10 protein-coding genes are annotated in these 12,812 nt (G+C 63.8%); 5 read left to right on the forward strand and 5 right to left on the reverse strand.

Annotation, left to right across the window (positions count from 1 at the left end; translation table 11 throughout):
- From X773_RS62515 to X773_RS62525, 4 genes are all read right to left on the reverse strand, one after another.
- Window positions 1-3,161, reverse strand: a 3,161-nt coding sequence (locus tag X773_RS62515; protein WP_023678446.1) for a helicase-related protein, incomplete at its 3' end; no start/stop codon positions are given.
- Between the two features lie 397 nt (window positions 3,162-3,558).
- Complete coding sequence (locus tag X773_RS76520) at window positions 3,559-3,858, reverse strand: hypothetical protein (protein WP_156937383.1); 300 nt, start codon at window positions 3,856-3,858, stop codon at window positions 3,559-3,561.
- A gap of 32 nt (window positions 3,859-3,890) precedes the next feature.
- A complete protein-coding gene (phbB, locus tag X773_RS62520; RefSeq protein WP_023678447.1) occupies window positions 3,891-4,616 on the reverse strand; it encodes an acetoacetyl-CoA reductase in 726 nt (241 codons plus the stop codon).
- 108 nt (window positions 4,617-4,724) lie between these two features.
- On the reverse strand, window positions 4,725-5,912 hold the full coding sequence (locus tag X773_RS62525) for an acetyl-CoA C-acetyltransferase (protein WP_023678448.1): 1,188 nt from the start codon (window positions 5,910-5,912) through the stop codon (window positions 4,725-4,727).
- Window positions 5,913-6,190: 278 nt separating this feature from the next.
- On the opposite strand from X773_RS62525, the gene phaR reads away from it, so the two are divergent.
- Window positions 6,191-6,799, forward strand: coding sequence for a polyhydroxyalkanoate synthesis repressor PhaR (phaR, locus tag X773_RS62530; RefSeq protein WP_023678449.1), 609 nt, complete (start codon window positions 6,191-6,193; stop codon window positions 6,797-6,799).
- Between the two features lie 68 nt (window positions 6,800-6,867).
- Here the strand turns inward: phaR and X773_RS62535 are convergent, their stop codons facing one another.
- On the reverse strand, window positions 6,868-8,016 hold the full coding sequence (locus X773_RS62535) for a citrate synthase (protein ID WP_023678450.1): 1,149 nt from the start codon (window positions 8,014-8,016) through the stop codon (window positions 6,868-6,870).
- Between the two features lie 92 nt (window positions 8,017-8,108).
- Here X773_RS62535 and X773_RS62540 point away from each other — a divergent pair, with 92 nt between their 5' ends.
- From X773_RS62540 to X773_RS62555, 4 genes are all read left to right on the forward strand, one after another.
- Complete coding sequence (locus X773_RS62540) at window positions 8,109-9,197, forward strand: citrate synthase/methylcitrate synthase (protein ID WP_023678451.1); 1,089 nt, start codon at window positions 8,109-8,111, stop codon at window positions 9,195-9,197.
- Window positions 9,198-9,381: 184 nt separating this feature from the next.
- Window positions 9,382-10,164, forward strand: coding sequence for a 3-hydroxybutyrate dehydrogenase (locus tag X773_RS62545; protein ID WP_023678452.1), 783 nt, complete (start codon window positions 9,382-9,384; stop codon window positions 10,162-10,164).
- 26 nt (window positions 10,165-10,190) lie between these two features.
- A complete protein-coding gene (locus X773_RS62550) occupies window positions 10,191-11,321 on the forward strand; it encodes a patatin-like phospholipase family protein (protein WP_023678453.1) in 1,131 nt (376 codons plus the stop codon).
- Between the two features lie 279 nt (window positions 11,322-11,600).
- A complete protein-coding gene (locus X773_RS62555) occupies window positions 11,601-12,812 on the forward strand; it encodes an efflux RND transporter periplasmic adaptor subunit (RefSeq protein ID WP_023678454.1) in 1,212 nt (403 codons plus the stop codon).

Raw genomic sequence — 12,812 nt, forward strand, 5'->3', positions numbered from 1 at the left:
GTCGCTTGCCCGCCGGCATCTCCCGGCGCATCGCTGCGGCCGCCCGGCGCAGCTTGACCGTTGCGCGCGCGACCGTCCCGATGATTGTCCCGGGGGCGGTTGTCATGTTGGCGATGACGCGGGCGCTGGTCGAAACGGCCCTGCCGCCACAACAGAACGGGTTTTGGCTCCTCGGCCTCTGGAGCGGGCTCGCCGGCGACGGCTTCCGCCGTCGTCGCAGGTTCGGCCGGCGATATCNTTGGCTCCTCGGCCTCTGGAGCGGGCTCGCCGGCGACGGCTTCCGCCGTCGTCGCAGGTTCGGCCGGCGATATCTCCATAGTTTCGAAAACCGGCGGCTCTGCCGGTGTCGTAGCCCCAGGTTCCGCCCCGAGTTCCGCCCTTGGCTCAGCCGCTGGTTCCGCAGGCGCTTCAGCGGTCGCTTCGGCGGCGGGCTGGGTCTCTTGCGTGACTTCGACTGGAGCTTGCGGCTGGTCTTCCGCGACAGGCTCTGCCGCAGCTTCGGTCACGGCTTCGGCCGCAGCCTCCGCCATAGGGGCCGCTTCCGACACGGGCTCGGACGGCTCCGCCGGCGGCTCTGCCGCGGCAGCCGCTTCCGCCATCCTAGCCTGCTCGGCCCGCGTCGCCTCTTCGGCCGCCTGCTTTGCAGCGGCAGCTTCACGTGCGGCATTGTCTTGTGCGTCGAGCCGCGCCTTGACCTCGGCCGCCGGTTTGGCATCGGCGCGATAGCCGAGACCCTTCAGAATCTCTTCCATGTCGTCGGCGGTGGCGCCGAGGATCGACATCATCGGCGGCGTGATCATGAAGGACTGCCCGTCATAGGCGCCGTCGGGGCGAGGGCCGAGGCCCGGCTTCCAGTTGGTCGCCGGCCGGATCAGGTCGGCCAGCCGTTCGAGAATATCGACGCGTACAGCACGCCGGCCAAGATTGCGGTAGCCGGCAAGCTTGTAGAAGGTCTTGTCGAAGGTCGGATCGATGACCACCGAGGTGCGGCCGGAGGCCAGTGCGTGAACGACATCGCCGAAGCCGGGCTTGTCCTTGCCGTCGTTTCTTAGCGCCCACAGCAGCGTTATCAGCCCGGCCGGCGCCGGTTTGATCAGCGCCGGCACGAAGACATGGTAGGCGCCGAAGCGCACTCCGAGACGGCGAAGCGCCGCGCGGCCTTCCTGGTCGAGCGACTTCATCTCGTCGGCGATGTCGCGACGGTTGATGAGGCCGAAATGCTCGACAAGCTGGAAAGCGATGCCGCGGCCGATGCCAGTGATCTGCTCGGCATTCTTGAGATCGACCAGCGGCTTCAGCAGGGATTCGATCTGGAAGTTGACGAAGCGCTCGGCGCGCGCCGCAACCTTGTCGCGTGCCGGGCCGGTGAGTTGCTCGTCGGCGAGCAGAACGAGACGCGGCTTCAAAGCGTCTTCGCCGGCAACCAGCGTGCCGATCGGCGCGCCGATCCAGCGCAGCGTGCCATCCGAACCCAGCGCAATGTCGCCATTGGCAGAGGCGCCGAAACGCTCGGCCCGCGCTTCGAACTCGGCGGCAAGCGCCTTCTGCGCCGCCGCCCGCACCGCCTTGGCATCCTCGCCGCCGGCGCTCTGGTCGGCGGTGAAGCGGAAACCCTGCAACTCGCCGACGTGATGGCCTTCGACGAGGACGGTTCCGGTTGGGCTGATTTCGGCTTCAGGCATCGTGTTTTCTCTAAGGCGCCGCATGAGGACGGAAGTCCTGCGGTCTACAAAACGTTTCGTCAACCGCTCATGCAGCGCATCCGACAATCTGTCTTCGATTTCGCGCGTCTTTTCCTGCCAGTGTGCCCGATCGGCCAGCCAGCCGGGCCGGTTGGAGACGAAGGTCCATGTGCGGATCTGGGCAATCCTGTGCGATAGCGTGTCGATGTCGCCTTCGGTGGTGTCGGCACGGCGCACCTGCTCGGCCATGTAGTTCTCGTCGACATGGCCGTGCCTGGCAAGGTCCATGTAGATGGAGGCGATCAAGTCGGCGTGCTGGGCCGGCGCGATCTTCCTGTAGTCGGGCAGCGCGCAGGCTTCCCACAGCAGCGCCACGCGTCTGGCATCGGTGGTGAGTGCCCGGACGTCGTCGTCGCGCGACAGATGCTCGAGCGCCTGCGCGTCTACTGCCGGCAGCGCGCGCGTCAGGCCTTCGACCGGGGCGTTGGTCTCGATCGAGCGCTTCAGCGCATCGAGGTTGGCGAAATCGAAATGCGCGGTACGCCACTGCAGCACTTTCACCGGATCGAAATCATGCGCCTCGATCTTGTTGACCAGTTCATCATCCAGCGGATCGACCTGGCCGGTGACGCCGAAGGTGCCGTCGCGCAGATGCCGGCCGGCGCGGCCGGCAATCTGGCCGAGCTCGGCCGCCGTCAGGTTGCGGTACTGGTAGCCGTCGAATTTGCGGTTCTGGGCGAAGGCGACGTGGTCGAGGTCGAGGTTGAGGCCCATGCCGATGGCGTCGGTGGCGACGAGGTAGTCGACGTCGCCCGACTGGAACAGCGCCACCTGGGCGTTGCGGGTGCGCGGGCTGAGTGCGCCGAGCACGACGGCGGCACCGCCCTGCTGGCGGCGGATCAGCTCGGCGATGGCATAGACCTCGTCGGCCGAGAAGGCGACGATCGCGGTGCGCCGCGGCAGGCGGGTCAGCTTCTTCGAGCCGACATAGGCAAGATGCGACAGGCGTGGTCGCGTCACCACCGACACGCCCCGCAGCAGGCGCTGCAGGATGCCGTGCATGGTGGCCGCACCCAGCAGCAGCGTCTCCTGGCGGCCGCGTAGATGCAGGATGCGATCGGTGAAGATGTGGCCGCGTTCGAGATCGCCGGCGAGCTGGACCTCGTCGATGGCAACGAAGGCGGCGTCGGTCTCGCGCGGCATCGCTTCCACGGTGCAGACCGAGTATTTCGCGCCCGCCGGCTGGATCTTTTCCTCGCCGGTGATGAGCGCAACCTTATGGGCGCCGACCTTCTCGCAGACGCGCGCATAGACCTCGCGGGCAAGCAGCCTGAGCGGCAGGCCGATGACGCCGCTTTCATGCGCCACCATGCGTTCGATGGCGAGATGGGTCTTGCCGGTGTTGGTCGGGCCGAGCACGGCCGTCACGTCTCGACCGGTCAGAATCAGCGGTTCAGTGTGTTTCGGATGGATGTTCATCGGCCTGGAAATAAGGCTCTCCGCCTCGCATTGTCGGGAGCGCGCCCATATTGGCCGCGTATGACAGGCGACACATAGGGATTTCGGGCGCGAAGCGAAAGCGGAATGTGCCGAGGGCAGGCCGATTGGTTCGTTCGAGCCTCAAATCTGTTCCCGATTAACAGTTGGAACGAGTCTGGAACGAATCAGCGACGAATCACTGACTCGCGCTGATTCAGGGTTTGTTCACGGCTACATCTGGGTTTTCTTTCGGCGAATCTCACCACATGCTGAATCACGGAAACTGGCCCGATTTATGCAAGCGGCATCCAAGCGAGCACTGCGGTTAACCTTTGCCGGTGAATGGTCGTGGCCGGCCAATCTGCTTCGCACAACGTTATGAAATTATTGATGTTTCCTAACGCGCTTTAATCATTTCAATGGTGTTTTCAGCACTCGCCGTTAACGTTCCGCTCAAAGCCGGAACGAATCGGCGACGAATCAGCGATGGGCGAAGTTTCTTGGTTTGTTCACCGCAACATGTTGTGCTGTGAACAGCTTTTCCACCGAGAATCCACAGGCTGCCGGGCGGTTTTTGCATAGGCTGCGCAGCGGCCGTTAACCTTTGCGTGCCGGATTGGGGCAGCGTGCCGCATCGAGATCTTGCAACGGGAAGACCGCTATAGAAACGGGCCGTTTTGCAGGCCCGTTCGTCCAAGCGCGTATCTGTCTCAACGTAAAGATAAACGATCAGGCGATATACTGGCCGCCATTGGCTGATATGGTCGAGCCGGTGATGAAACCGGCATCGTCGGAAGCGAGGAAGACGACGCAGCGCGCGATTTCCTCCGGCTCGCCGAGACGGCCGACCGGGATGTGCGGGATGACGCGCTCGTTGAGGACCTTCTCGTCCATTGCCTTGACCATCTCGGTGGCGATGTAGCCGGGGCAAATGACGTTGACGGTGATGCCGGCGCGCGCGCCTTCCTGGGCCAGTGCCTTGGTGAAGCCGATATCGCCGGCCTTCGAGGCCGAATAATTGACCTGGCCGACCTGGCCTTTCTGGCCGTTGATCGAGGAGATGGTGATGATGCGACCGAACTTGCGGTCGCGCATGCCGCCCCACAATGGATGCGTCATGTTGAAGACGCCGGAAAGGTTGGTGTCGAGGACCTCTTTCCATTGCTCGCGCGTCATCTTGTGGAACATCGCGTCGCGAGTGATGCCGGCATTGTTGACCAGCACCGAGACGGGACCGAGATCGGCTTCGATCTGTTTGATGCCGGCGGCGCAGGCCTCGTAGTCGGCGACGGACCATTTATAGACCGGGATGCCGGTCGCGGCCTTGAACTTTGCCGCCGCTTCTTCATTGCCGGCGTAGTTTGCGGCGACCGAATAGCCGGCGCTTTTCAAGGCGACCGATATCGCCGCGCCGATGCCGCGCGACCCGCCTGTGACGATTGCAACCTTTGTCATGCGTTTCCCTCCCAGAGTGAATGGTGAATGGTGAATGGGGAATGGTTATTGCGTAAGCCCTCCGATCTTCCATTCACCATTCACCATTCACCATTCACAATTTGCCATTCATCCCATTGCTTCCACGCACATGGCAACACCCATGCCGCCGCCGATGCACAGCGTGGCAAGGCCTTTCCTGGCACTTCTGCGGCGCATCTCGTAGACCAGCGTGTTGAAGATGCGGGCGCCCGAGGCGCCGACCGGATGGCCGATGGCGATGGCGCCGCCATTGACGTTGACGATGGCCGGATCCCAGCCCATGTCCTTGTTGACGGCGCAGGCCTGCGCGGCAAAGGCCTCGTTGGCTTCGACCAGATCGAGGTCGCCAACCGACCAGCCGGCCTTGGCCAGCGCCTTGCGCGAGGAGGGGATCGGTCCCGTCCCCATGATCTGCGGGTCGACACCGGCGGTCGCCCAGGAAACGATACGCACCAGCGGTGTGATGCCGCGCCTTGCGGCTTCCGCTTCGGTCATCAGCACCACGGCGGCGGCGCCGTCGTTGATGCCGGAGGCATTGGCAGCAGTCACCGTGCCTTCCTTGTCGAAGGCGGGCTTGAGCTTGGTCATGGCATCGATTGTCGCGCCGTGGCGGATGTATTCATCCTGGTCGACTACGGTGTCGCCCTTCCTGCCCTTGACTGTAAAGGCAACGATCTCGTCCTTGAATTTCCCGGCTTTCTGCGCGGCCTCGGCCTTGTTCTGGGAAGCCAGTGCGAACTGGTCCTGGTCGTCGCGGGTGATCTGGAACTGGCGGGCGACGTTCTCCGCGGTGTTGCCCATATGATAGCCATAGAAGGCATCGGTCAGGCCGTCCTTGATCATGGTGTCGATCAGCTTGAAATCGCCCATCTTGACGCCACCGCGCAGATGTTGCGCATGCGGAGCCATCGACATCGATTCCTGGCCGCCGGCAACGATGATCCTCGCGTCGCCCTGGGCGATCTGCTGCATGCCGAGCGCGATGGCGCGCAAGCCCGAGCCGCAGAGCTGGTTCAGGCCCCAGGAGGTCGCCTCCTGCGGTACGCCGGCAGCCATTGCCGCCTGCCGCGCCGGGTTCTGCCCTTGAGCCGCGGTCAGGATCTGGCCGAGAATGACCTCGTCCACCTCCTTGCCGTCGACGCCGGCACGGACCAGCGCTTCCCTGACGGCGACGGCACCCAATTCATGGGCCGGGGTGTTGGCGAAGGCGCCGTTGAAGGAGCCGACGGGCGTGCGCGCCGCACTGGCGACAACGATGGCGTTGGAAGCGGACATGTTCTTCTCCAGGCTTTCGGGGAACGATTTCGGGTGCCGTCGGGGACTTTTCTTGCCCTTTCCACAACCCGAGTCAAACCCGAAATGGGCATGGCGTCCCACTGCCGCAAGCATGCCGCCCGTCGCTGCAACGGCGGCCAGTCCGTGCTGCGCAGCATAAAATGTTCCCGCACTGCACAAACTGCTTGGATTCATGACGCTTTTGCGCATATCCTTTAAAAAGGCGCAATCGTTACCGGCGGCTTACTTAAGCTGCCCGGTGTCCGGGGAGGATGCAGATGGCCGCAAAAGACGAACCTATTGTTATCAAGAAATATGCCAATCGCCGTCTCTACAATACGGGCACCAGCACCTATGTGACGCTCGAGGATCTCGCTGAAATGGTCAAAAGAGGCGAGGACTTTACTGTCCAGGACGCCAAGACCGGTGACGACATCACGCATCCGGTACTGACCCAGATCATCTTCGAGCTGGAGAACAAGGACGGGCAGAACATGCTGCCGATCCCGTTCCTGCGTCAGCTCATCGCCTATTACGGCGACCAGATGCAGATGATCGTGCCGAGCTTTCTCGAGCAGTCGATGCTGGCCTTCTCTAAGGAGCAGGAACGCTTTCGCGAGCAGATGAAAGATGCGCTCGGCAAGTCGCCGATGGACATGATGAAGATCGCGACACCAATCAAGGTGCTGGAGGAGCAGACGCGGCGCAACATGGAAATGTTCCAGAACGCCATGCGGCTGTTCACGCCGTTCCCGCCCGCGGGCTCGGCGCCGGCAGCAGCGCCGGCCGAACCGGCCAGGAAGGAAACGCCGGAAAAACCCGACGACCTCCAGGAGCTGAAGGAGCAGATCGCCGCGATGCAGCGTAAGCTCGACACGATGTCCTGACTGCCGGCTGGCGAAGTGCAGCGTCGAACCTCTCTTCAGGTGCCGCTGAGACTTCGCAAGCAGCGCGGCTAGAGCTGCTCCGGCAGCGGTCCCTGGTAGCGGGCGCGTGGCCGGATCAGGCCGTTGCTCGTCACCTGCTCCACGGCATGCGCGGCCCAGCCGACGCTGCGGCCGAGTGCGAACAGGCGGAACGGCGCATCGGACGGCAAACGGAGGCCGCGCGTCAGCGCAGCCAAGGCGAAATCGACGTTCGGGCGCATGCCCGTTGCCGCAAAGGCCACATCGCAAAGCCGTAACAGCCCATCATCGACATCTATCGCGGCCAGCAACGGTTCCGCACGCGGATCGCCGTCGGGATAAAGCGGATGGCCAAATCCGGGCAGCGGCCTGTCGTGACCGAGCCAGCGTCCGACAGCCGCATCCGGCCCCAATCTCTGCGCATCCTCCGCCAGCATCATGACCGCCTCCGCGGCGCCGCCATGACGCGGCCCGGAGAGCGTGGCGAGGCCGGCAAGCAGGCAGGCCGAAACAGGTGCGCCGGTGGACGCGGCGACCCGTGCGGCGAAGGTCGATGCGTTCAATTCGTGATCGGCCAACAGCACGAGCGAGCGGCGGATCAAGTCTGCGCCGGCCGCATCAAGCGACCATCCCTGCGCCAGCCTTTCGTGCACGGCACCAGTTCCGGGAATCGCGCCGAGCGCCTGGGCCAAAGCGGCGATGGCGCCGGCCGCATCGTGGTTGAGCGAAGCCGATCTTCGGCCGAGCGAAGGCCGGCCGTTGGCCGCCAACGCGGCCAATTCCGCGAAGGCAGCCGGCCGGCCAGTTGCGCCGTTGCCATGGCGGCTCGCCGAGACGAACGACACTGGTGCGCCAGATGCCCAAAGCAGGTTTGCCGTCTGCTCCAGCGTGGCAGCCTCGCAGAGAGCAACCGCATCCTGGCCGCGATAGACAAGGCGGCCATGCAAAACGGTCGAGATCGTGGTGGCGATCGCCGGCTCACCCCAGGCAATTGCACTTTCGGCGATTGCCTGGGGATTTCGGCCACGAGCCCGGCGGCTCGCCAGCGCCGCGATATCGTCGGCGCGATACTGGCTGCGGCGTGGATCCGCCCGGTCCGGCCGCACGCCGATGCGTCCGCGGCTGACATAGGCATAGAGGGTCTGGGCTCGCACCTTGAGACGCTCCAGGGCTTCGTCCCGCGTCAGCCACTCCGTCATGTCAGCCTTGTCATGTTGATTCCGTTGATCAAGATTGATGGTCCAGTCACCAACCCTTATCTTCCACCCGGAAAGGGTCAAGGAGAAAACCAATGGCGAATGGGCTCGATGATGTGGTGGCGGCGGAAACGGTGCTCTCCGATGTTGACGGTCTTGGTGGCCGCCTGACCATCCGGGGCCATTCGTTGCCCGAACTGGCAGGCCGCTGGAAATACGCCGAGGTGGTTCATCTGCTGTTCGACGGCTTTTTCGACGATCTTCCCGACGGCAGGGAGCTGGCGAACGCGATCGGTCGGGCGCGCAGCGAAGTGTTCGAGCAGATCAAACCCTTGCTGCCGTTTCTCGCATCCGTCGATATCTACAGCGCGATGCGCGCCGGTATTGCCCTGCTGCCGGATGGTGACAAATTGTCGGACGCGCTGCGGCTGGTTGCGGCACCTGCCGTGCTGACGCCGGCCTTGCTGCGCTTGCAGCGCGGCGAAAGCCCGATTGCGCCCGATAGCAAGGCCGATCATGCAGCCGACATGCTGCGGATGCTGACCGGCATTGTGGCCTCGCCTAAATTGGCGAAGGCGCTCGATGCCTATCTCGTGACGGTTTGCGACCACGGCCTCAACGCATCGACCTTCGCCGCGCGCGTGGTCGCTTCGACGCAGGCCGGGCTTACTTCGGCGGTGCTGGCCGGGCTCGGAGCGCTCAAGGGGCCGCTGCATGGCGGCGCGCCAGGTCCGGTGATCGAGATGCTGGATGCGATCGAGGTGCATGGCGACGCCGCCGGCTGGCTGCGTGGCGAGATCGCGCGTGGCGGCCGCATCATGGGCTTCGGCCATCGCATCTATCGCGTGCGCGATCCGCGTGCCGACGTGCTGAAAGCCGTCGTGCGCCAGCTCGGCGCCGAGGGCGAAAGCGGCCACCGGCTGGCCTTCGCCGAAAGCGTGGAGCAGGCGGCGCTCGAAGTGCTCCGCATCGCCAAGCCGTCACGCTCGCTCCAGACCAACGTCGAGTTCTTCACAGCGCTCCTGCTGGAAGCGGCGGGCTTTCCGAAAGAGGCGTTCACCAATGTCTTTGCTGCCGGGCGCGTCGCCGGCTGGATTGCCCATGCGCGCGAGCAGCAAACGAGCGGACGGCTGATCCGGCCGCAGTCGCGCTATATCGGGACGGTGCCGGACCTCGTCGCCTGACGAGCTTTCAGCGCATGCTTTGCGAAACGAGGCGACGACCTCTCTTAGGGGACGAGAGAGGTCTACATGACAAAAATTTCATGTCATTGCTCCACACATCCGCTGTTCTTGGGTGACAGAGAGCCTATATGCTGCAGTGCAGCATGGTTCCACGGGAGCCCGCCTCGAAAGGAATAAAGCCGCCTTGACCGCCAGAAAAACCGCCATCGTCACCGGTTCCACCTCGGGCATCGGCCTGGCCATTGCCCACGCGCTCGCGGCCGAAGGCTGCAACGTCGTCGTCAATTCCTTTTCCGACACCGCCGACGACCGCGCCATCGCAGACGCGATCGCGAAGCACCACAAGGTGAAGACCGCCTATGTCAAAGCCGACATGTCGAAGCCGGCCGAGTGCCGGGCTTTGGTGGCGAAGGCAGCCGAGGCATTCGGCTCGGTCGACATCCTGATCAACAATGCCGGCATCCAGCATGTCGCGCCGGTGGAAAGCTTCCCGATCGAGAAGTGGGATGCGATCATCGCCATTAACCTGTCATCGGCCTTCCACACCATCGCAGCCGCCATCCCGTTGATGAAACAGGCCGGTGGCGGCCGGATCGTCAACGTCGCCTCGGCCCACGGCCTTGTCGCCTCGCCGTTCAAGTCGGCCTATGTCTCGGCCAAGCATGGCATTATGGGCTTGACCAAGACTGTCGCCCTGGAACTGGCGCGCGACAAGATCACCTGCAATGCCATTTGTCCGGGCTATGTGTTGACGCCGCTGGTCGAGGCGCAGATCCCCGACCAGATGAAGGCCAACAAGATGGACCGCGAGACGGTGGTCCGTGAGGTAATGCTCGAAAAGCAACCGACCAAGGAGTTCGTCACCGTCGAGCAGGTTGCGGCGGCCGCGGTGTTCCTATGCTCGGATGCGGCGGCGCAGATCAACGGCGCGCACATCTCTGTCGATGGCGGCTGGACCGCTCAGTGAGGCTTCCAGCGGTCAAGGGCCACGCCATGCCGAAAAATGGCAAGGCGGAAGAGCCAAAGAAGATCAATGTCGCGCTGCAAGGCGGCGGTTCGCACGGGGCGTTTTCCTGGGGCGTGCTCGATCGGCTGCTCGAGGACGGGCGCCTCGACATAACGGCGGTTTCGGGCACCAGCGCCGGCGCCATGAATGCCGTGGCGCTGGCCGACGGCTTTGTCCGCGGCGGTGTCGAGGGCGCGCGGCGGAAGCTCGACGATTTCTGGCGTGCGGTGGCGGCAAAGGGCCGCTTCAGCCCGGTACAGCGCATGCCTTGGGACGTCGCCTGGGGCAATTGGTCGATCGAGAACACGCCCGGCTATTTCCTGTTCGATACGATGTCTCGGGTATTTTCGCCCTATGTCGCCAATCCGCTCGCCATCAATCCGCTGCGCGACGTGGTCGAACGTGAGATCGATTTCGACAATGTGCGCGCCTGCAAGTCGATGGAACTGTTCATTTCCGCTACCAATGTCGAGACCGGCCAGTTGCGGGTCTTCTCGGACGGCGAGATCGACCTCGACACGGTGATGGCGTCGGCCTGCTTGCCGCAATTGTTCCGTGCCGTCGAGATCAAGGGCGTGCCCTATTGGGATGGCGGTTATGGCGGCAACCCGGCACTGTTCCCGTTCTTCAAGACGGCGGCCACCGAGGACGTGCTTTTGGTGCAGATCAATCCGGTGGTCCGCGAGGGAACGCCGAAGAGCGCCAATGAGATCCAGAACCGCATCGACGAGATCACCTTCAATGCCGGGCTGTTGCGCGAATTCCGCTCGATCGCCTTCGTCAAGGAACTGATCGCCGCCGGCCGATTGCCGCACGGCGAATATCGCGACATCCGCATGCACCGCATCGATGCCGACGAAGCGTTCAAGGATCTGTCGGCATCGTCCAAGGTCAATGCCGAATGGGCGTTCCTTGCCTATCTGCGCGACCTCGGCCGCACCGCAGCCAGTGATTGGCTGGAAGAAAATTATGACGCCGTCGGCAAGCGGCCGACGATCGATCTGTCCGGCGAACTCGACGACGGCTTGAAGCCGGTGACCGGGCCGGCGCCGGGCCGGCGGGTCAAGGAATTTCTTGCGGCGCGCAAGCAGCCCGAGGCCGCCCGCCGTCCGGCCTAGCTGCTTCGCAAGCAGATGGCATTCGCAATCCGTCAATCATCCTGACACTTGCTGCCATACCGCTGTTTTGGCGATCAACAGCCGATGCTGCAGCCGCATCTTTGCGGACAAAGCAACAACCCATCAACTTTTCTGACTATATTGCGCTGCAACTTTGAGGTAGAAGCGCGCTTCGCCGATCACGGCAATTTGAATACGGCCTCGCGCGCACCCATATCGGCGACGCGCCCCAAGTAGAAGATGCGGCCTGGCCGAACCCCGCGCACTGGAAAAATGACGATGCCGAAATTCAGGTTTCACAAGCTTGCAGCCATTGTTGTGCTCATCGGGTTCGCCGGCTGGATGGCGACAGGCGAGTTCTCGTCCGTCGGCAGCGCGTCCGCCGACAACAAGCCCAAGGCAGGAGAGGTCGAGCAGCCCAAGGCAGCCGACGCAGGCAAGCCCCAAGCTGGCGAACAGGGGGCTGCCAAACCGGGGACTGCCGAGGCGGAACAGCCCAAGGCGCCGTTGCGCACGGTCGCGGTCATAACCCCGCCGCGGCGCACCTATGCACGCGCTATCCGCATTTCCGGACTGACCGAAGCCGACAAGCGCGCCGTCCTGGCGACACGCGTCGCCGGCGTCATCGACAAGCTGCCGGTCAAGCAGGGCCAGCACGTCAAGACCGGCGACCTGATCCTGATGCTTGCCGCCGAGGAAAAAATCTCGGCGGTCGACAACGCCAAGCAGCTTGTCGTGCAACGTGAGGCAGAGCTGGCAGCTGCCCTGCGGCTGATGAAAACCGGCAATCTGCCCAAGTTGCAGCTCGATACAACCCGCTCCAACCTGACGCTGGCCAAGTCGCAACTGGACGCAGCGCAAGCCGAGCTCGACCGCAACGAGGTGAAGGCGCCCTTCGACGGCGTCATCGACCGGGTGCCGGTGGAGCTTGGCAGTTCCGTGATGCAGGGCGGCGAGGTGGCGACCATTCTCAAGCTCGATCCGGTGATCGCACGCGGCGAAGTCAGCGAACGCGATCTCGGCTATCTGAAGATCGGTGACGAAGCCAATGTGCGCCTGGTCAGTGGCCAGACCGTCAAGGGTACGGTGCGCTACATCAGCCGGGATGCATCTTCGGCAACCCGTACCTTTCGGGTTGAAGTCGCTATCCCCAATGCCGATGGGTCCGTACCGGCCGGCATGACGGCAGAAATCGCGCTCAGCGCCCAGCCGACCGACGCCGTGATGCTGCCGCGCTCGGTGGTGACGCTCGGCGACAAGGGCGACCTCGGCATCCGCGCCGTCGACAAGGATGACAAGGTCGTGTTCTTCCCGATCGATCTGGTCGACGACACGCCAACCGGCCTGGTGCTCGGCGGCATTGCGGCCGACGCCCGCATCATCGTCGCCGGCCAGGAGCTGGTGAAGGAAGGCGAGGTGGTCAAGCCGGTCGCAGCCGACCAGGCGACCATCCAAAAGCTGTTGGGCGAAGCGACGGCCGGGACGCAGTAA

This window comes from Mesorhizobium sp. LSJC280B00 (assembly GCF_000502835.1).
GTDB lineage: Bacteria > Pseudomonadota > Alphaproteobacteria > Rhizobiales > Rhizobiaceae > Mesorhizobium.